The organism is Endozoicomonas sp. ALC013 (genome assembly GCF_049310205.1).
GTDB lineage: Bacteria > Pseudomonadota > Gammaproteobacteria > Pseudomonadales > Endozoicomonadaceae > Endozoicomonas.
Map to the genome: position 1 here is coordinate 1 of NZ_JBLYNS010000028.1, position 19,628 is coordinate 19,628.

Sequence of the window (19,628 nt, forward strand, 5' to 3'; positions counted from 1 at the left end):
CTAAAGGTACTTCCACTACGGTTACTGACCTCTGTTATGGCGATTATGAGTTCTATCGTATCTAGACATGGTAGTCTTACTATTTCTAACTTCCTCCATAAGGCGGGCTAGAACAGGACTGGCTGAGTTGCTTGGTGCGAATTTGTTTTTTGTAGTTGTTGAAGCTTGCATTTTTTAATCCTTTTTTTGTCGCAAGGGAATCATATAAGTATTTTGCCCTGTATCTCAAGAAAAAAAATGAAGCGCGCTAACTTATTAATTGCTATCGATTTTATATTTCTGCACTGCTGTAAATCAATGATATTTAATGAAATACAACATGAAACATAGAGGTGTGATTGTATGCTTGCACGATGCATGAGGTGCAGAGTGCTTAATCGGGATAGGACAGAGTCCCACAACTGAAGTGGTTTAATGACTTAGGACACCTCGTTAATCACAATAGTGCAGTTGATGACGAGGTAGAAAGTGACAAAGCAGCGCAAGAATTATTCTCCGGAATTTTAGCGTAAAGCCATTGCTATGGTAGTTGAACAGGGGCAGGCTGCTACAGAAGTGGCCAGAAGTCTTGGTATCCATGATGGCAACCTGAGACGCTGGGTACGGGAGCAGAATGAAAAAAGGAAATGTCTTTTCCTGGCAAAGGGCAGCAAGCTCTGACGCCTGATCAACAGCGAATAAAAGAACTTCAAGGAAAATCGTGGGCTGGTCAATGTCGCATGACGACAGAATTACCTTTATAGGCGTTGAGAATGGCGTGGGGGAGCCGCCGTAGGCCTGGCCCGGCAGTACTCCACCATTCGGATCAGGGGAGTCAGTATGCTTCTCTGGACTATCAGGCTCAGCTCATGGAGTACGGCATGATCTGCAGTATGAGCCGTAAGGGAAATTGCTGGGATAATGCAGTGACCGAACGCTTCTTTGGAAGCCTGAAAAGGGAAAGGACTGATCATTATATTTTCGAAACAAGAGCAGATGTTGAAGCAGCGGTTATTGATTACATTTTGTTCTACAACAACCACAGACTTCACTCCTATCTTGATTACGTGAGCCCTGAGGACTTTGAACAACAGGAATTCAGGAAAGCGGCTTAATCAGGTATCCATTTGTACTTGACCACTACACATCTATGAATCCACTACACATTGATCTTCAGACATACCAAGCAACTCACAAGGGGAGTCACAATTCGGGTTAATAACACCCGTTTCCCTGAACTCTCCCAAACAGGCAGCACGAAAAGCAATCTCTTGTTGGATAGCCCTAAAGCTGTAGGCCACAGTGGCCACATTCACTGCCAGCATAAGCTTTGTGCGCCTTGATGGGCTCCAGCCCTCCAGAGCGCATTGCGACAGGCCCAGGATACTACCAAAAGTCCCGGTAACGAACGTCACTGAATAACTCTGCCATTTTGGCTGAGAGAAGCCGAAAAGCGAGCTTTCATTGGTGGTCATTGTTTTAAGGCCAAACATGGCAAGATGTGCTGCTGCATCCCCAATATTCATAGATAATAATTCCGTTTTGCTTAAAAAAAATTGTTCGATAGACTGCTGTCAGACACTTGGAACTAATGAAAAGTTCCAGATGATTCGTGCTCTTGCCACACTGGCGAAGCACCTCCAAACCTTCACCTTGAGTACTGAAATATGAGCAGTCACAGAATTAACGAATTGATCGAGCTCCTCTCCCCACAGTGGCAAAAACAGGATCACCTGAATCTGGTACAGATTATTGAGGCCCTGGCCACAGAAGCTGGCCATAAAGGGCCTCTTCACGAAGTAACGGATGACCTGCTGATGTATCATCTGAAAATGAAAGGCGAGGCTCCGGATGCGATGATTCCGGGCCTCGCCAAAGATGTTGAGGTCGATTTTAAGGAAGCGCTTCTCAAGGCCCGTGGCTGTAAATGACCAGGGAACGCGCCGACTATTGAGAGGTCAGTGCTGCACACCTGAAGACAATGTCTTCAGAACAGCCTTGAGGGTATTATCATTAGCTTTCAAAGAGCCACCCAGGTAGGCAAATTCCAGCAGCGACTGGTCAGGTTTCCAGCCGTGGGAAAGACGATAGATAATACCCACCACACCGCCACGCTGGGTGCCTCCCACGCAGTGCACATACACCGGAGCAGGATGAGCACTCAATTGTTCCGCAATATGCCGGATTTGGCTCTGGTCAAGGCTGGCATTCTTGTCAAAGGATAAATCAACAACTTTAATACCCTCACTTTCCAGCCATTCACGCTCTTTATCAGCCGAGGTGATGGCAAAAACGGTTTTTATGCCAAGGTTGGCAAGACTGTGGGCACCTTCAGCACTTTCCAGCTCACCTCCCCGGTAGAAGTGATCGTCATAACGAATCAGCCAGGTTTTCAGGCCATCTCTCTTGCCAAGCACCTCATAACTCTGATGGTTCCATTCATCAGCTGTTGGCGGCAGGACTCCACGAAAACCGGATTCATAGGCCGTGACTCTGTTCTGTCCCCAGTCACAAGCTTCCTCATGGTCGGCAAGGGCACCAGGTGAAAACATATTGAGAGCCACGAAAAACAGGGAAGGGACCCAGAACCGGCAAAGTTTGACAAAGTACATTGCACTAACCTCAATCATTACTTGACAGGGTGTGGTTAAAACTAGCACAACGTTGTTTTTTTTCTAATTGGCTGATTGCCTGAAAACCAAATCCTTCCAACCACAAAGCCATCTCCTTTTTTTCCCGGTCCTGCCGATGCAAACAGTCTGAAAAGGCCTCAGAAAACTCGATGACCACAGCACTCAACAGAATGACCGGCTCCATTTTAGCGTTGACCATTTCGGCATCAGCCGCAGTGAGCAGGGCACAGCCATCAGAGTCCTGGTATCAGCAAGTCTGGTGTGAAGGGATGGATGGTAAAGTGGAACACCGGCTAAAAGACGGCCGACGTATTGACTGCCTTACGGATCAATACGCCATTGAGATTGAATTTGCCCGAAAGTGGCCGGAGGCAATCGGTCAGTCATTAAACTACAGCATGCTGACCGGGAAAAAAGCGGGGATTGTTCTGATTCTCAAAACGGCAGAGGAGCATTCCCACTGGCAGCGACTGAAGACCGTTATCAAACACTACACACTGCCCATCAAAGTATGGAAACTGGGTCCATGATCATTGGCGCTGAGCCCAGATAAAAAACTCACGATTGCCATCACCACCGGTAATCGGGCTGTCAAAATAACCACGAACCTGTAAATCAAGCTCAATGCAGCAGGCTTTGATTGATTGCTCAACCTCTGGATACAACCGGGAATCCTTGACAATTCCTCCCTTACCCAGACCGCCGGGCCCCACCTCAAACTGGGGTTTCACCAGGCTCAGCAGCTGCCCTCCCTGCTTTAGCAGAGGCACCAGCGATGGCAAAATTCTGGTTTGGGAAATAAACGACACATCCATAACCGCAAGATCAAATCCCTGTTGCTGATCCGTATGATCAAGGAGTGCAGCAGGCAATGCACGGGCATTCATCCCTTCAAGACAGATCACCCTGGGATCCTGACGCAGCGACTCGACCAGCTGGCCATGACCCACCTCAACCCCTATGACTCTGGACGCCCCGGCCTGCAATGCACAATCTGTAAACCCACCGGTAGACTGGCCAACATCAATCACGGTCGCACCGGTTAGGGATATACCAGACACCGCCAGTGCTCCGGCCAGTTTCATTCCACCCCGGGAGACAAATTGATCGGCTTCATCCTGACAGATATCAATCTCAACCCAGTCAGGGTATTTCTGACCCGCTTTGCCCGGCGTTTCCCAGCCTCCTGACTGCCGGACTTTCACCCTGCCTTCACTGATTAATCGCTGGGCCCGACTTCGGGAAGACACTTTACCCTGATCCACAAGAATAAGATCGAGTCTGCGCATAAATAAACTTTAAATAGAAACGACAACTGATCCAGCATTATACACCAGTCGCAAATCACTTCAGGTATTGCAATGGCCATACTCACCGAGGGTGATTTAACTGAAGCCTGTCAGGGAAATAATCACAGGCACGGATACTGGAAGAATTAACGAAAGCGCGCTTCATCGGCATCTTTACGGGCCGCTTTCCACTGATAAAGTGCCAAACTGGCGACTTTATCTATTTTATGCATCACTTCCTGCGCCCTGCCTTCATCCGCTATGGTCCACGGAGCAGTTATCCCGTGAAGAATATCAACCTGCACTTTTTGAGACACAGGCCGCCCTCTTTTACCCTGGGAACCCGCTTTGCCTGACTCAAGAAAAGCGTCTGCCAATTGTTCATAATCCGCTCGACGCGTCCGACGTATTTCAGGGCATGGGTTGTGAAAAGTCTCCCCCAGAATCTTATTGACAATTTTACCCACATCATCTCCAGCTGAACTCACTCCTGATAACTCATGCAGCAAGGTAAGAAAGATGCGAGGTCTTATTACACAGGCGATCTGTAAGGCTTCTTTCAGGCTGACATCATCCGGCAGGCCTTTCTCTATTGCTCCCTTCTTTCTGGATGCCTCTTGATTCAATCGATTAACCGCAGCCATTGTCCTCTCTGCTGTCAAGGCATCCACCCTGGCATTCAAATCTGAAAAGTTCATCAGCAGATCATCAAGGACTTTCATTAATGCGACAATGTCGTGTTTTGAGCATCGGCCATCTCCTGATGGCCCGGGCAAAGTGGGCGGAGGATCATTAGACGTCACATTATGATGACTTTCTTCTTTCATTGGGCCACGATAGTAAAGCGCCCCCGCCGCAAACCCACCCCCAAGGTAAAAAATCGTAGGAAGGGAAATCATACCGGTGTAGAGACCAATACCGGCGACCACCCCCACCCCTCCCAATCGTTCACACCAGGTTTTGTTCTCCCGGTAAGTGTTTCCAACAACAGGCAACAGCTTTTTGGTCGCAGGAACACAGACATCCCACACCCAGGCTCTTGCCCTCTGTAAACGGCCGCCCTCCCCTGCAGGACCGGGCTGAGTCAGATTCCGTGAACCAGCTGTTTTGACAGCTAACGCTTCCACACCTCAATCCCCAGAAAACCATAGTGGCTGAATGAGTCCTACCATTATTGGAATAACAGACACAAACCGGGTATTTAGAGTGCTAAGAGGAAACACCAGTTCCCCTGTATAACTACACACACCGTCAAGTATGCGTAAAATATCCGTTAGGTGACTCAGAAAGCTGATCAGCAATAAAGTCACCAGGAGCCTGTCGGACTTAAGCGTCCGTCTAGTGCAGTTAAGCGCTGATACCCATACCATTCGTGAAAGCTTGTTGAAGTGCGGTGGCACCATCCTTCGGCAAGGTCAGGATGAACGGGGTGTACGGGTATTAATGCTTTTCTGTACCAGTACATGGTTTCAATGAGTTTAAAGTGTACAATCTCCGTTCACCCTGAGCGGAGTCGAAGGGTGCTTGGCACGATCTATCAGAGTCCGGAGTTTCCGCCCTTCGACAGGCTCAGGACGAACGGAGTGCGGAGGCACGACACCCCCTCAAACTCATTGAAACCATGTACTAGTCCCAAAACATTTATTGTTTTTTTTCAACAGACAAAAAAAAGCCACCGGTCAGGTGGCTTTTTTTGGATGTTAAAGGCAGGCCTTTAACGGATCAGCAATTAAACTTCACCGAAGTTCAAAGCATCAGACAGTGCCTGCTCGACTTCAGAAGCCGAGATCTTGGCCGGAGTCTCAAACTCAACTTCTTCACGTCCCTTACGACGCTCAGCGTGGTAAGTCAGACCGGTACCTGCCGGGATCAGACGACCAACGACCACGTTCTCCTTCAGGCCGCGCAGGTAATCGCGCTTGCCGGTTACCGCCGCTTCGGTCAGGACACGGGTGGTCTCCTGGAAGGAAGCCGCAGAGATGAAGGATTCTGTTGCCAGAGATGCCTTGGTAATACCCAGCAGCACGCGCTCGAACTTGGCCGGGAAGCCGTTTTCACGGTTAACACGGTCATTCTCTTCCAGCAGGCGTGTGTACTCCAGCTGGTCACCACGGATAAAGGTCGAGTCACCGGTATCGGTGATTTCTACCTTACGCAGCATCTGACGCAGAATGGTCTCAATGTGCTTATCGTTAATCTTTACACCCTGCAGACGGTATACGTCCTGGATTTCGTTAACGATGTAGCGAGCCAGTTCACCAACACCCAGCAGACGCAGCACGTCGTGTGGATTGGTCGGGCCGTCGGAGATAACTTCACCGCGGGTTACCTGCTCACCCTCAAACACGTTGAGGTGACGCCATTTCGGAATCAGTTCTTCATAAGGATCAGTACCGTCAGTCGGTGTAATCACCAGACGTTTCTTACCTTTGGTTTCCTTACCGAAGCCGATGGTTCCGGAGATTTCCGCCAGGATCGAGTGCTCTTTTGGCTTACGGGCCTCAAAGAGGTCAGCAACCCTTGGCAGACCACCGGTGATGTCCCGGTTACCGGAAGACTGCTGAGGAATACGGGCAAGTACCGCACCCACTTCCACCGTGGCACCATCCACCAGGTTCACCAGGGCGTTCGCTGGCAGGAAGTACTGGGCAGGAACGTCAGTACCTGGCAGCTTCAGTTCGTTACCATTGGCATCTTTCAGCTGAATGGCTGGACGAATATCCTTACCGGCGGACGGACGATCCTTCGGATCCATCACTTCCATATTGGACAGACCGGTCAGTTCGTCTGTCTGCGTCTTCACGGTGATGTTTTCATCCATACCCTGGAATTCAACAATACCGGCGGTTTCCGTGATGATCGGGTGAGTGTGTGGATCCCACTTGGCCACGGTCTGGCCTGCTTCCACCAGATCGCCGTCCTTCACCGAAATCATTGCACCGTAAGGCAGCTTGTAACGCTCACGCTCACGGCCAAATTCATCAGCAATGGCCAGCTGTCCGGAACGGCTGACCGCTACCAGAGTACCATCCTTACGTTCAACCGACTTCAGGTTCAGCAGACGGATAGAACCTTTGTTCTTCACCGTTACGCTGTCTGCTGCTGCGTTTCTCGATGCCGCACCACCGATGTGGAAGGTACGCATGGTCAGCTGTGTGCCCGGCTCACCGATGGACTGTGCAGCGATAACACCCACTGCCTCACCCTTGTTCACCAGGTGACCACGACCCAGGTCACGGCCGTAACACTTGGAACAGATACCGTGACGGGTTTCACAGGTAATTGGGGACCGTACGCGCATCTCGTCAACATTCATGGTTTCGAGACGCTTCACCCACATTTCATCAATCAGGGTGCCGGCAGGTACGGCAATTTCACTGTCGCTGCCTGGCTTGAGTACGTCTTCTGCCACCACACGGCCCAGAATACGCTCACCCAATGGCTCTACGATATCACCGCCTTCAATGTGCGGCGTCATCAGCAGGCCGTCGCTGGTGCCACAGTCGTCTTCAGTGACCACCAGATCCTGGGCAACGTCAACCAGACGACGGGTCAGGTAACCGGAGTTCGCTGTTTTCAGTGCAGTATCCGCCAGGCCCTTACGAGCACCGTGGGTGGAGATGAAGTACTGGAGTACGTTCAGACCTTCACGGAAATTCGCAGTAATCGGCGTTTCGATGATGGAGCCGTCTGGCTTGGCCATCAGACCACGCATACCCGCCAGCTGACGAATCTGTGCCGCACTACCCCGGGCTCCGGAGTCCGCCATCATGTAGACGCTGTTGAAGGATTCCTGCTCTTCTTCATCGCCCTGCTTGTTGATCACCGTGTCGGACTTCAGGTTATCCATCATCCGCTTGGCCAGCATTTCGTTGGCACGGGACCAGATATCGATAACCTTGTTGTACTTCTCACCGGCAGTGACCAGACCAGAAGCAAACTGGTTTTCGATTTCCTTAACCTCTTCGTTGGCATCATCGATGATGCGCGCCTTCTCAGGAGGAATAACGAAATCGTTAACACCGATGGAAGTACCGGAAATCGTTGCGTACTGGAAGCCCAGATACATCATCTGGTCAGCGAAGATAACGGTTTCTTTCAGACCAACGTTACGGTAACAGGCATTCAACAGGCCGGAGATCGCCTTCTTCTTCATGGCCTGGTTAACCAGGGCAAAAGGCAGACCTTCAGGCACGATATCCCACAGGATCATTCGTCCAACGGTGGTATCCGCCAGGAACTTGTTGTCGTGCTCGACACCTTCACCGTCCCGGTACTTCTCATGGACACGCACCTTGATGCGGGCATGCAGATCAACCGCCTTGGTACGGTAGGCTCGCATAACTTCGTCGATATCAACGAAGGCCATACCTTCACCCTTGGCATTGATGCGCTCACGGGTGATGTAGTACAGACCCAGTACCACGTCCTGGGAAGGTACGATGATCGGCTCACCATTAGCGGGTGCCAGGATGTTGTTGGTGGACATCATCAGGGCACGGGCTTCGAGCTGGGCTTCCAGCGTCAGCGGTACGTGCACCGCCATCTGGTCACCGTCGAAGTCGGCGTTATAGGCGGCACACACCAGTGGGTGCAACTGAATCGCCTTACCTTCGATCAGTACCGGTTCGAACGCCTGAATACCCAGACGGTGCAGGGTTGGCGCACGGTTCAGCATGACCGGGTGTTCGCGGATGACATCCGCCAGAACGTCCCACACCTCAGGGGTTTCCCGCTCAACCATCTTCTTGGCGGCTTTAATGGTGGTAGCCAGACCTTTGGCTTCCAGCTTACCGAAGATAAATGGCTTGAACAGTTCCAGCGCCATCTTCTTGGGCAGACCGCACTGATGCAGACGCAGGGTAGGACCTACGGTAATAACCGAACGACCAGAGTAGTCTACACGCTTACCCAGCAGGTTCTGACGGAAACGACCCTGCTTACCCTTGATCATGTCGGCCAGGGACTTCAGGGGACGCTTGTTGGAACCGGTGATGGCACGACCACGACGGCCGTTATCCAGCAGCGCGTCAACAGACTCCTGCAACATCCGCTTTTCGTTACGGACGATGATGTCCGGCGCGTTCAGGTCCAGCAGACGCTTCAGACGGTTGTTACGGTTGATCACCCGGCGATACAGATCGTTCAGGTCAGACGTGGCAAAACGGCCACCGTCCAGCGGCACCAGAGGGCGCAGATCTGGCGGCAGAACCGGCAGAACGGTCAGGATCATCCACTCAGGGTTGTTGCCTGAGTTATGGAACGCTTCCAGCAGCTTCAGACGCTTGCTCAGCTTCTTCAGCTTGGTTTCAGAGTTGGTCTGTGGAATCTCTTCACGCAGCGTGTTGACTTCGTCTTCGATGTCGATATCCGCCAGCAGACCCTTGATGGCTTCGGCACCCATGCGGGCATCAAAGTCATCACCAAACTCTTCCAGAGCTTCGTAGTATTGCTCATCCGACAGCAGCTGGTTTTTCTCCAGCGTGGTCATGCCCGGATCAACAACAACGTAAGATTCAAAGTACAGTACCCGCTCGATATCACGCAGGGTCATGTCCAGCAACAGACCGATACGGGATGGCAGGGATTTCAGGAACCAGATGTGGGCCACCGGGCTGGCCAACTCAATGTGACCCATGCGCTCACGACGCACCTTGGCCAGGGCAACCTCAACACCACACTTCTCACAAATAACACCACGGTGCTTCAGTCGCTTGTACTTGCCACAGAGGCACTCGTAGTCTTTGACCGGGCCAAAAATCTTGGCACAGAACAGACCGTCACGCTCAGGCTTGAACGTACGGTAATTGATGGTTTCCGGCTTTTTCACTTCGCCGTATGACCAGGACCGGATCATGTCCGGTGAAGCCAGCGCAATCCGAATAGCATCGAATTCGTCCGTCTGGCCCTGTGTCTTGAGCAGATTCAATAAGTCTTTCAAGATCGTATCTCCTCGCGGTGCAAGGTGCCTGCTGTTCTATCAGAGAGCAGGCACCCTGGCCACACGTTCGTTATTCGGTTTCCAGTTCGATGTCGATGCCCAGTGAGCGGATTTCCTTCAACAGTACGTTGAAGGATTCCGGCATACCGGCTTCCATTCTGTGGTCGCCATCCACGATGTTTTTGTACATCTTGGTACGGCCAGTGACGTCATCGGACTTCACAGTCAGCATTTCCTGCAGAGTGTAGGCAGCACCGTAAGCTTCCAGTGCCCAGACCTCCATCTCCCCGAAACGCTGGCCACCGAATTGTGCCTTACCACCCAGAGGCTGCTGGGTAACAAGAGAGTAAGAACCAGTAGAACGAGCGTGCATCTTGTCGTCTACCAAGTGGTTCAGCTTGAGCATGTACATGTAGCCAACGGTGACCGGACGCTCAAAGGATTCGCCGGTACGACCGTCAAACAGCTTGACCTGACCACTGTCGTTCATGTCCGCCAGGCGCAGCAGCCGCTTGATCTCGGTCTCTTTGGCACCGTCAAATACCGCCGTTGCCATCGGGACACCGCCACGCAGGTTGCGGGCCAGCTCCAGCACTTCGGTATCGCTGAAGGAGTCAACTTCCACCGGGCTGGAACCAGGGATACCGTTGTAAACTTCGTCCAGGAACTTGCGCAGTTGCGCCATGCTCTGCTGAGCTTCCAGCATGCGGTTGATCTTGACGCCAAGGCCCTTGGCCGCAGCACCCAGGTGAGTCTCCAGCACCTGACCAACGTTCATTCGCGATGGTACACCCAGAGGGTTCAGTACGATATCAACCGGATTACCCTCTTCATCGTGCGGCATGTCTTCTACCGGCATGATGACGGAGATAACACCCTTGTTACCGTGACGTCCCGCCATCTTGTCACCAGGCTGAATACGACGCTTGATGGCCAGGTAGACCTTGACGATCTTCAGCACGCCAGGGGCCATATCATCGCCAGTCTGGAGCTTCTTCTTCTTGTCTTCGAAGCGCTCATCCAGCTGGGCACGACGCTCTTTCAGCTGTTCTCTGGACAGATCCAGCATCTCATTGAGTGCTTCGTCTTCCATGGACAGTTTGAACCACTGCTCGTGCTCCAGGCCATCCAGATAGCTGTCGCTGATCCGGTCACCCTTGCCAAGACCCGGGGCGCGAACCACCGGCTGATCACGCAGGGCACCACGCAGACGGGCGAAGGTGTCATGCTCAACCACACGGAACTCTTCATTCAGGTCCTTGCGGTATTCATCCAGTTGCGCCTTTTCAATAGAAAGCGCACGGGAGTCCTTCTCTACGCCATCACGGGTAAAGACCTGCACGTCAATAACGGTACCTTTGACACTGGTCGGCACACGCAGAGAGGTATCCTTAACATCGGATGCCTTCTCACCGAAGATGGCACGCAGCAGCTTTTCTTCCGGCGTCAGCTGGGTTTCACCTTTTGGCGTCACCTTACCCACCAGAATGTCACCAGCGCCCACTTCTGCACCCACATAAACGATACCGGCTTCATCCAGCTTGTTCAGGGCGGACTCACCAACGTTGGGAATATCGCCAGTGATCTCTTCGGAACCCAGCTTGGTGTCACGGGCCACACAGGTCAGTTCCTGGATGTGGATGGTGGTAAAGCGGTCTTCCTGAACAACACGCTCAGAGATGAGGATGGAGTCCTCAAAGTTGTAACCGTTCCAGGGCATGAACGCGACGCGCATGTTCTGACCCAGCGCCAGTTCACCCATGTCCACCGACGGACCGTCCGCCATGATGTCGCCACGGGCAATCTGATCGCCCGCCTTCACCAGGGAACGCTGGTTAATACAGGTATTCTGGTTAGAACGGGTGTATTTGGTCAGGTTGTAGATATCAACACCGGCCTCACCTGGCTGCACTTCATCATCATTCACACGCACCACGATACGGGCTGCGTCAACGGTATCGATCACACCGCCACGACGGGCAACCACACAGACACCGGAGTCGGAAGCCACGTTACGCTCCATACCGGTACCCACCAGAGGCTTCTCTGCTCTCAGGGTTGGTACGGCCTGACGTTGCATGTTCGATCCCATCAAGGCACGGTTAGCGTCGTCGTGCTCAAGGAATGGAATCAGAGAGGCTGCAACCGACACCATCTGCTTGGTGGATACGTCCATGTACTGGACTTTATCCGGGCTCATCAGGGTGGCTTCACCACGGTAACGGACAACAACCAGCTCTTCCGTCAGTTGTCGTTTTTTGTCCATGGCCGCAGAAGCCTGGGCGATAACGTATTCACCTTCTTCGATAGCAGACAGGTAATCCACGTCATCAGTGACCTGGCCATCAACAACGCGACGATATGGCGCTTCCAGGAAGCCATAGTCGTTGGTACGGGCATAGGTAGCCAGCGAGTTGATCAGACCGATGTTTGGACCTTCAGGCGTCTCGATGGGGCATACACGACCGTAGTGAGTCGCGTGTACGTCACGCACCTCGAAGCCGGCACGCTCACGGGTCAGACCGCCCGGGCCCAACGCAGATACACGACGCTTGTGAGTAATCTCGGACAGCGGGTTGTTCTGGTCCATAAACTGGGACAGCTGGCTGGAACCGAAGAATTCCTTGATTGCCGCCGCTACCGGTTTGGCGTTGATCAGATCCTGAGGCATCAGGCCTTCGGACTCCGCCAGGCTCAGACGTTCCTTAACGGCACGCTCAACACGTACCAGACCGACACGGAACTGGTTCTCAGCCATTTCGCCCACGGAACGTACACGACGGTTACCCAGGTGATCGATATCGTCACAGATCCCTTTACCGTTGCGGATATCAACGAGGATGCGCAGGACATCAATAATGTCGGAGTTATCCAGAACACCGGAACCGGTATCTTCATCACGTCCCAGACGACGGTTGAACTTCATTCGACCGACGGCAGACAGATCATAACGCTCGGTGGAGAAGAACAGGTTCTGGAACAGGGCTTCAGCAGCATCCTGCGTTGGCGGCTCGCCAGGACGCATCATGCGGTAGATTTCAACGAGCGCTTCCAGACGGTTGGTGGTGGTATCTGCACGCAGGGTGTCAGACATGAACGGACCACACTCCAGCTCATTGATGTACAGCGTTTCTACGGTTTTGATACCGGCAGACAGCAGTTTTTCATAAACGTCAGGGGTGATCTCAGTGTTGCACTCAACAATGATTTCACCAGTAGATTTGTGAATAACAGTCTTCGCCAGAACACGGCCATAGATATAATCTACCGGCGCTTCCAGGTTCTTGATGTTGGCTTTTTGCAGGTCACGGAGGTGTCGTGCAGTGACACGACGGCCCTGCTCTACAACAACGTTACCGTCGTTATCGTAGATATCAAAGCTGGCCGCCTCGCCTCTCAGACGATCGGCAACAAACTCGGTGCTGACATTTTCAGCGCCAATGTTGAATTCAACAAAATCAAAGAAATTATCAAGAATTTCTTCATTGGAAAGCCCGATGGCTCTCAGCAGGATGGTGGCAGGCAGCTTACGACGACGGTCGATACGGACATACAGCAGATCCTTTGGATCAAACTCAAAGTCCAGCCATGAACCACGGTAAGGAATAACACGGGCAGAATACAGCAGCTTACCGGAGGAGTGAGTCTTACCCCGGTCATTATCAAAGAATACGCCCGGAGAGCGATGCAGCTGAGATACGATAACACGCTCTGTACCATTGATAACAAAGGTACCGTTATCGGTCATGAGCGGAATTTCGCCCATGTACACTTCCTGCTCTTTGATATCCTTGATTGCCTTGTTAGCGGAGTCTTTATCGTAGATAATCAGGCGCACCTTGACCCGCAGAGGTACTGCGTAAGTGACACCCCTGAGCTGGCATTCCTTGACATCAAACGCAGGAGCACCCAGTCTGTAGCTAACATATTCAAGGGCGGCATTGCCGGAATAGCTTACGATTGGAAAGACGGATTTGAAGGCTGCGTGCAGCCCGATATCTTCTCTGGCTGCCGGTTCTTTATCTGACTGCAACAGCTTGTGATATGAATCAAGCTGAATCGCCAGCAGATACGGCACATTCATGACACTCGGCAGCTTGCCGAAGTCCTTGCGGATGCGTTTTTTCTCTGTATACGAGTATGCCATCAGCGTTCCCCAGCTTGGTTACCTGTTTTTGACTTCAGGCGGCGTCGCCTAGCCATAGTAGGTTAGTTCGAGAGCGGGTGGCTCCCTGTCAAAACCAATAAATTTTCAACTTTTATGGTCATCTACTGACCTGTATCACAGACACCCCTGAGGTGTTGCAGATACTCTTAATGCCGTTACAGACACTGTGCATCGTTGTCGACACTTCATGTCGTGATAGACATCAACCGTTGTATGAGCTTTAGCGCCTGAACAGAAAGCAACCTGACACTATTGTTCAGATTTACTACCCTGCTTTCACGGCAATACCGCTTACATCGCACAAGGCAACGGAAGCGGTATTCAAATCTGCCCAATGGTTTATTAGACAGCTTTTATATGTCAGGCTGGGCAAAACGGTCAGCGCATGAATTCTCTACAGCAATCTACCATCATCTCACAGCTCGATCTGAAGTGGTACTGCAATTACCGGAAAACCCCTGTATTTAAACGTTTTACACCATCACAAAAAGCCTTCTCCAGATTGATCAGTTTCTGTGACGACTTTTCCAGGTCCATACCGCTGCCACAACGATCTGCCAAAACAGCAATACCCCGATCAACATCACGAAGAACCCCATCCAGCCATAAAGACTGAAAAGAATGGGAAGTTTCATGATATAGAACAGGATCTACGTGCAAATACAGTTACTCAGACGATATAGCTCATACAACGGAAAAAAGGCCGGCACCCTCGCAGGCACCAGCCACCTGAATCTATTATGCAACAGACCCGGGATTATGCAATGCTTTTGTAGAAATTACTTGATTTCTACTTTAGCACCAGCTTCTTCCAGCTGCTTCTTCAGCTCTTCAGCTTCTTCTTTAGAAGCGCCTTCTTTCAGAGGAGCTGGAGCGCCGTCTACAACAGCCTTGGCTTCTTTCAGACCCAGACCAGTAGCAGCACGTACTACCTTGATGACGTTAACTTTCTTCTCGCCAGCGTCAGCCAGGATTACGTCGAACTCAGTTTTTTCTTCAGCAGCGGCAGCAGCTTCAGCAGGAGCAGCAGCAACAGCAACAGCAGCAGCAGCAGAAACGCCGAACTTTTCTTCCATAGCGGAAACCAGTTCAACAACGTCCATTACAGACATTTCAGCGATTGCATTCAGGATATCTTCTTTGGACAGAGCCATCTCTATATCTCCAAAAATCTTGGTTGGGGCAAACAAACAGTCAACCCCGGAATTTGTTTAAGCAAAAAAGCAAGAAAACCAATCCGGCAAGGATTAAGCGGCTTTCTTCTTCTCGTCGGCAACAGCTGCCACAACACGGGTAATGCTTGCAGGAATCTCGTTCAGAGTTCTTGCCAGCTTGGTTACCGGTGCGATCATTACGCTCATCAGCATTGCGCGAGCCTGATCCAGAGTAGGCATCTTGGCCAGAACATCGATCTGTTCTGCACCCAGCAACTGTCCGGAAATAGACAGGGCTTTGATGTCCAGCTCTTTGTTCTCTTTGGCAAAATCCTTCATCAGACGCGCAGCGGCACCCGGATCTTCCATAGAGAAAGCAAGCACAGTAGGGCCTACCAGAACTTCCTGCAGGCACTGAAGCTCAGTACCTTCTACAGCGCGCTTGGCCAGGGTGTTACGAACTACCTTCAGGTAGACGCCACCTTCACGAGCCTGCTTACGCAGAGCAGTCATTTGACTAACAGTAAGACCACGGTAGTCCGCGATTACAGCCGACAGAGCGCTTTGTGCAGCCTCGCTGACTTCGGCCACAATAGCCTTCTTGTCTTCGAGTCCTAACGCCATGGGCTTTACTCCAAATTTATGAAGTTTCACTTATGATTTATCCAAGATAAATCATTAAGCGCTTACAATACGGTGATGGGTGTATATCGTTTTGGATAAAACGCATACTCACCGTCTACGCAGGACATTAAGCCCTCCACCTATAACCCTTTCCGAAGAAAGGCCCCTGACTGAACAGGCACGGCATTGGACACCTGCGATCTTTGACGACCCCCGCCACGAAAGCAGGGACCCCAAAGAGGGTTGCGGCTGGCTTGCACCAGCCAGAAATCTGACAATCCAGATTTCAGCAATTCTTTCTATCGCTTACGCAGACAGAGAAGACATGTCGATAGTCAGACCCGGACCCATGGTAGAGGACAGGGTAACTTTCTTCATGTAAACGCCTTTGCTGGAAGAAGGCTTCAGCTTCTTCAGATCAACCAGCAGAGCTTCAACGTTCTGCTTCAGGGCAGCCGCTTCGAAGTCGATCTTACCAACGCCAGCGTGGATGATACCGTTCTTGTCAGTACGGAAACGAACCTGACCAGCCTTAGCGTTCTTAACCGCTTCAGCAACGTTAGGTGTTACAGTACCAACCTTAGGGTTAGGCATCAGGCCGCGTGGACCGAGAATCTGACCCAGCTGACCAACAACGCGCATCGCATCAGGAGAGGCGATCACTACGTCGAAGTCCATCTGACCCGCTTTAACCTGCTCAGCCAGGTCTTCCATACCAACCACTTCAGCACCTGCTTCTTTAGCGGCTTCAGCGTTAGCACCCTGGGTGAACACAGCAACACGGACGTCTTTACCGGTACCGTTAGGCAGTACGGTAGAACCACGAACTACCTGGTCAGATTTACGAGGATCCACACCCAGGTTGACAGAAACTTCGATCGTTTCCTTGAACTTGACGCTGGAGATCTCTTTCAGCAGGCTGGCGGCTTCTTCAAAGCCGTAAGACTTGGTAGAGTCGATCTTTTCAGCAATCAGCTTGGCACGCTTTGACATCTTAGCCATTACTCAACACCCTCCACGATCAGACCCATGGAACGAGCTGAACCAGCAATGGTACGTACCGCTGCGTCTTCGTCAGCAGCTGTCAGATCAGGCTCTTTGATCTTGGCAACTTCAAGCAGTTGCTCGCGAGTCACTGTACCGACTTTCTCGGTATTTGGACGGCCAGAACCCTTCTTCAGCTTCAGAGTTTTCATCAGCAGAACAGAAGCAGGCGGAGTCTTGGTTTCGAAAGTGAAACTGCGATCGCTGTATACAGTAATAACAACAGGAATCGGCATGCCAGCATCCATTTTCTGGGTGCTTGCGTTGAACGCCTTACAGAATTCCATGATGTTAACACCGTGCTGACCCAGAGCAGGACCAACAGGTGGGGATGGGTTTGCCTGTCCAGCAGGCACTTGAAGCTTAATATAAGCTTGTACTTTCTTGGCCATTGTTAACCTCTACGTGGGTCACTGCCTCATTTGACGCTCTATCCCGGGCTCCTTAACAAGAAATCCCGAAAAAACATCAAATTCCACGGCTACCCGTCTACAAAGCGCGGTAGTTTACAGAAATCATCCCGAAAGCACCAGCGCAAAAACACGTAAGATAATTGCAATTTACACAATTATCGTTTTCAGCCCGAATAATAAGGGAGGATGCAAGCCCAACCCCCAAAAACACAAAACCCCGCGGCCTGAACTGGCAAACGGGGTTATGGGATCAATTTGATCAGCTTACACTTTTTCAACCTGGCCAAACTCAAGCTCGACCGGCGTTGAGCGACCAAAGATCATTACCGCCACCTGGAGACGACTCTTCTCGTAGTTAACACCTTCCACCACACCGTTAAAGTCGGCAAAAGGACCTTCAATAACACGAACCATCTCACCCGGCTCAAACAGAGTCTTGGGCCTTGGAGCCTCAGCACCTTCGTGCACACGACGAAGAATCGCATCCGCTTCTTTTTCAGTGATCGGCGCAGGCTTGTCGGCCGTACCACCGATAAAGCCCATCACCCGTGGCGTATCTTTAATCAGATGCCACGAGTCTTCGTTCATTTCCATCTGGACTAACACATAGCCCGGAAAGAATTTTCTTTCGCTCTTGCGCTTCTGGCCGTTTTTAATCTCTACCACTTCCTCGGTAGGCACCAGAATTTCGCCAAAATACTCTTCCATAGCAAGACGCTTGATACGCTCATTCAAAGAGCGCAACACCTGCTTCTCGTATCCAGAGTAGGCATGAACCACATACCATCGTTTCGCCATGTCCTGTCCCTATCAAATCAGGCTGCTGATCATCCAGCCTAGCAGAGAATCGAGCCCCCACAAAATAAGGCCCATCACTAACACGACGGCAACCACCACCAGAGTAGTTTGCACCGTCTCCTGACGAGTAGGCCAGACAACCTTGCGAATCTCGGTTTTGGCATCCTTCAGCAACGTCCAGAAGGCACCACCCTTTATCGTCTGCAGAGCAACAAACCCGGCAACCGCCGCAATCACCAGCAAACCGACAACCCTGAGAAGGAGCGACTCAGCAGAGAAGTAATAATTACCGTAAACACCAACAGCGACCAGAACCGCCACAAGGCCCCATTTGAGACCATCCAGACGACCCGAAGTCGCAATTTCAGAATTTCCACTCATCAGCTTGATTTTCTCTATCCAGGCTTTCTTGAAAAGATCTTTAAAAAGACCTCTGAGAACAAGCACCCCAGGAGCTTGATCATTGGAAATGGCAGGCCAGGAGGGAATCGAACCCCCAACCCCCGGTTTTGGAGACCGGTGCTCTACCAATTGAACTACTGGCCTAAATCGCTATCACTCTGGATTGCAGTGCCGGTGAATTATAATCATGATTAACCGACCTGAAAAGCCTTTCGACTTATCGAGCACAAAAACCAATCAGTACCCGAGAAAAGAGACACGCATCTCTCAAAAACAAAACATTTCAACAAACACCCGAAAGGGAAGAAAAGATAAAAACCCCTTTCGTTTCAGTATCTTATCACATCAGCCGGTCTTTTCAAGCCCCTTCAACCTTCCCACTCATGCCGCCTGTGGACACACACAAACCATGCAACCACAAAATAAACGACAAATCACCAGTGACAAGCTCAAGGGCCTCGAACCGCCGCATATAAAACAGCAATCGAAAGAAAAAAGCAAGAATAGAGGAAAGAAAAGTTGGCAGTGGACAGATAAAGAAAAAGCGAAAGCAACTTTATTTTCTGCCCACCGCCAACTTTTATTGCGTCTTGACGTTGATAGATTGGTTGGGAAATGTAGATGAACAGAGTCTTTACCTGAGTGTATTGATACTGGGAGAGATTGAAAAGGGGTCAAAAAAAATCAAGATCCTGCCCGGCGTAGAGAAATTACGCAACTGGCTGGAATTTGACCTGAAAGACAGATTCAGGCATCGAATCCTGCCAGTGGACATAAGTTCGGCCCTTAAATGGGGCTCAATTCAAACCGAAGCCGAACAGGTACCCCCCCAATACCGGCTATTGATGGATTAATGCAGTGACGGGTTTAGTCCATAATTGCACCGTGGTTGCCCGTAATGTCGATGATATGCGACAGAGTCAGGCTGAGCTGTTTACCCGTGGGATGAATCCTCTTGTTGATGATTAGTAAGTGCCCCTGATTTTCTGGCAATCTGCTCAAAGCTCACTTGTAATAGATGATGGCAGTAATAACCAGCTCGACTTAAGACTTGTATGACACGAAAACCCGGTCAGGTTTAAATAAATTAAAAAGCCGACATCAGGGAGCAATTTTTTCCAGCTTCGCTTTTATTATTTATTACCGACATTTTCCCTAAAATACTCCGGCTATCGCAAGGAAT

General features: G+C 51.0%; 21 protein-coding genes and 1 tRNA gene. 6 read left to right on the plus strand and 16 right to left on the minus strand.

Annotation, left to right across the window (positions count from 1 at the left end; translation table 11 throughout):
* Positions 1 to 21: 21 nt before the first annotated feature.
* Complete coding sequence (gene yhhA, locus ACO6V1_RS07640) at positions 22 to 171, minus strand: YhhA family cyclophane-containing RiPP (RefSeq protein WP_422447594.1); 150 nt, start codon at positions 169 to 171, stop codon at positions 22 to 24.
* A gap of 351 nt (positions 172 to 522) precedes the next feature.
* Here yhhA and ACO6V1_RS07645 point away from each other — a divergent pair, with 351 nt between their 5' ends.
* The gene (locus ACO6V1_RS07645; protein WP_422466395.1) at positions 523 to 660 is read left to right on the plus strand and encodes a transposase; all 138 of its coding nucleotides are present in this window, start codon (positions 523 to 525) and stop codon (positions 658 to 660) included.
* Positions 661 to 860: 200 nt separating this feature from the next.
* Positions 861 to 1,094 carry an IS3 family transposase gene (locus tag ACO6V1_RS07650; protein ID WP_422447598.1) on the plus strand — a complete coding sequence of 78 codons (234 nt, stop codon included), beginning with the start codon at positions 861 to 863 and terminating at the stop codon, positions 1,092 to 1,094.
* 33 nt (positions 1,095 to 1,127) lie between these two features.
* On the opposite strand, the gene ACO6V1_RS07655 is transcribed toward ACO6V1_RS07650, so the two are convergent.
* Entirely contained in the window at positions 1,128 to 1,505 is a 378-nt protein-coding gene (locus ACO6V1_RS07655) for a hypothetical protein (RefSeq protein WP_422463182.1), read from the minus strand.
* Between the two features lie 141 nt (positions 1,506 to 1,646).
* Between ACO6V1_RS07655 and ACO6V1_RS07660 the strand changes: the two genes are divergently transcribed.
* Entirely contained in the window at positions 1,647 to 1,910 is a 264-nt protein-coding gene (locus ACO6V1_RS07660) for a YihD family protein (RefSeq protein WP_422447602.1), read from the plus strand.
* A 27-nt stretch (positions 1,911 to 1,937) separates the two neighbouring features.
* On the opposite strand, the gene ACO6V1_RS07665 is transcribed toward ACO6V1_RS07660, so the two are convergent.
* Both ACO6V1_RS07665 and ACO6V1_RS07670 read right to left on the minus strand, forming a co-directional pair.
* Positions 1,938 to 2,531, minus strand: coding sequence for a hypothetical protein (locus ACO6V1_RS07665; RefSeq protein WP_422447604.1), 594 nt, complete (start codon positions 2,529 to 2,531; stop codon positions 1,938 to 1,940).
* A 70-nt stretch (positions 2,532 to 2,601) separates the two neighbouring features.
* Positions 2,602 to 2,778 (minus strand): hypothetical protein, encoded by a 177-nt coding sequence (locus tag ACO6V1_RS07670; RefSeq protein ID WP_422447606.1) that lies wholly within the window; start codon positions 2,776 to 2,778, stop codon positions 2,602 to 2,604.
* A 4-nt stretch (positions 2,779 to 2,782) separates the two neighbouring features.
* Here ACO6V1_RS07670 and ACO6V1_RS07675 point away from each other — a divergent pair, with 4 nt between their 5' ends.
* Positions 2,783 to 3,142 carry a hypothetical protein gene (locus ACO6V1_RS07675; protein WP_422447608.1) on the plus strand — a complete coding sequence of 120 codons (360 nt, stop codon included), beginning with the start codon at positions 2,783 to 2,785 and terminating at the stop codon, positions 3,140 to 3,142.
* On the opposite strand, the gene ACO6V1_RS07680 is transcribed toward ACO6V1_RS07675, so the two are convergent.
* The 12 genes from ACO6V1_RS07680 to ACO6V1_RS07735 all read right to left on the minus strand — a co-directional run bounded on the left by ACO6V1_RS07680 (position 3,143) and on the right by ACO6V1_RS07735 (position 18,589).
* Positions 3,143 to 3,901: a TlyA family RNA methyltransferase gene (locus ACO6V1_RS07680; protein ID WP_422447610.1), complete on the minus strand. Its 759-nt coding sequence runs from the start codon at positions 3,899 to 3,901 to the stop codon at positions 3,143 to 3,145.
* A gap of 146 nt (positions 3,902 to 4,047) precedes the next feature.
* Complete coding sequence (locus ACO6V1_RS07685; protein ID WP_422466397.1) at positions 4,048 to 5,028, minus strand: hypothetical protein; 981 nt, start codon at positions 5,026 to 5,028, stop codon at positions 4,048 to 4,050.
* A 602-nt stretch (positions 5,029 to 5,630) separates the two neighbouring features.
* A complete protein-coding gene (gene rpoC / locus ACO6V1_RS07690) occupies positions 5,631 to 9,842 on the minus strand; it encodes a DNA-directed RNA polymerase subunit beta' (protein ID WP_422466398.1) in 4,212 nt (1,403 codons plus the stop codon).
* Between the two features lie 70 nt (positions 9,843 to 9,912).
* Positions 9,913 to 13,989 carry a DNA-directed RNA polymerase subunit beta gene (rpoB, locus tag ACO6V1_RS07695; protein ID WP_422466400.1) on the minus strand — a complete coding sequence of 1,359 codons (4,077 nt, stop codon included), beginning with the start codon at positions 13,987 to 13,989 and terminating at the stop codon, positions 9,913 to 9,915.
* A 465-nt stretch (positions 13,990 to 14,454) separates the two neighbouring features.
* Positions 14,455 to 14,670 carry a hypothetical protein gene (locus tag ACO6V1_RS07700; protein WP_422463176.1) on the minus strand — a complete coding sequence of 72 codons (216 nt, stop codon included), beginning with the start codon at positions 14,668 to 14,670 and terminating at the stop codon, positions 14,455 to 14,457.
* Positions 14,671 to 14,789: 119 nt separating this feature from the next.
* Complete coding sequence (rplL, locus tag ACO6V1_RS07705; protein WP_101748386.1) at positions 14,790 to 15,164, minus strand: 50S ribosomal protein L7/L12; 375 nt, start codon at positions 15,162 to 15,164, stop codon at positions 14,790 to 14,792.
* A 93-nt stretch (positions 15,165 to 15,257) separates the two neighbouring features.
* Entirely contained in the window at positions 15,258 to 15,788 is a 531-nt protein-coding gene (rplJ, locus tag ACO6V1_RS07710; protein WP_101748379.1) for a 50S ribosomal protein L10, read from the minus strand.
* Between the two features lie 306 nt (positions 15,789 to 16,094).
* A complete protein-coding gene (gene rplA / locus ACO6V1_RS07715) occupies positions 16,095 to 16,790 on the minus strand; it encodes a 50S ribosomal protein L1 (protein ID WP_422447618.1) in 696 nt (231 codons plus the stop codon).
* A complete protein-coding gene (gene rplK / locus ACO6V1_RS07720; RefSeq protein WP_020581778.1) occupies positions 16,790 to 17,224 on the minus strand; it encodes a 50S ribosomal protein L11 in 435 nt (144 codons plus the stop codon). The genes rplA and rplK overlap by 1 nt, the downstream gene beginning before the upstream one ends.
* A 285-nt stretch (positions 17,225 to 17,509) precedes the next feature.
* Complete coding sequence (gene nusG, locus ACO6V1_RS07725; protein WP_422447621.1) at positions 17,510 to 18,043, minus strand: transcription termination/antitermination protein NusG; 534 nt, start codon at positions 18,041 to 18,043, stop codon at positions 17,510 to 17,512.
* Positions 18,044 to 18,055: 12 nt separating this feature from the next.
* Positions 18,056 to 18,424 (minus strand): preprotein translocase subunit SecE, encoded by a 369-nt coding sequence (gene secE / locus ACO6V1_RS07730; RefSeq protein ID WP_257284943.1) that lies wholly within the window; start codon positions 18,422 to 18,424, stop codon positions 18,056 to 18,058.
* 89 nt (positions 18,425 to 18,513) lie between these two features.
* Positions 18,514 to 18,589: transfer RNA gene (locus ACO6V1_RS07735), tRNA-Trp, on the minus strand.
* A gap of 43 nt (positions 18,590 to 18,632) precedes the next feature.
* Between ACO6V1_RS07735 and ACO6V1_RS07740 the strand changes: the two genes are divergently transcribed.
* Both ACO6V1_RS07740 and ACO6V1_RS07745 read left to right on the plus strand, forming a co-directional pair.
* Positions 18,633 to 19,070 (plus strand): hypothetical protein, encoded by a 438-nt coding sequence (locus tag ACO6V1_RS07740; RefSeq protein ID WP_422447623.1) that lies wholly within the window; start codon positions 18,633 to 18,635, stop codon positions 19,068 to 19,070.
* Positions 19,054 to 19,299, plus strand: coding sequence for a hypothetical protein (locus ACO6V1_RS07745; RefSeq protein WP_422466402.1), 246 nt, complete (start codon positions 19,054 to 19,056; stop codon positions 19,297 to 19,299). Before ACO6V1_RS07740 ends, ACO6V1_RS07745 begins: the two co-directional genes overlap by 17 nt.
* Positions 19,300 to 19,628: the final 329 nt, after the last annotated feature.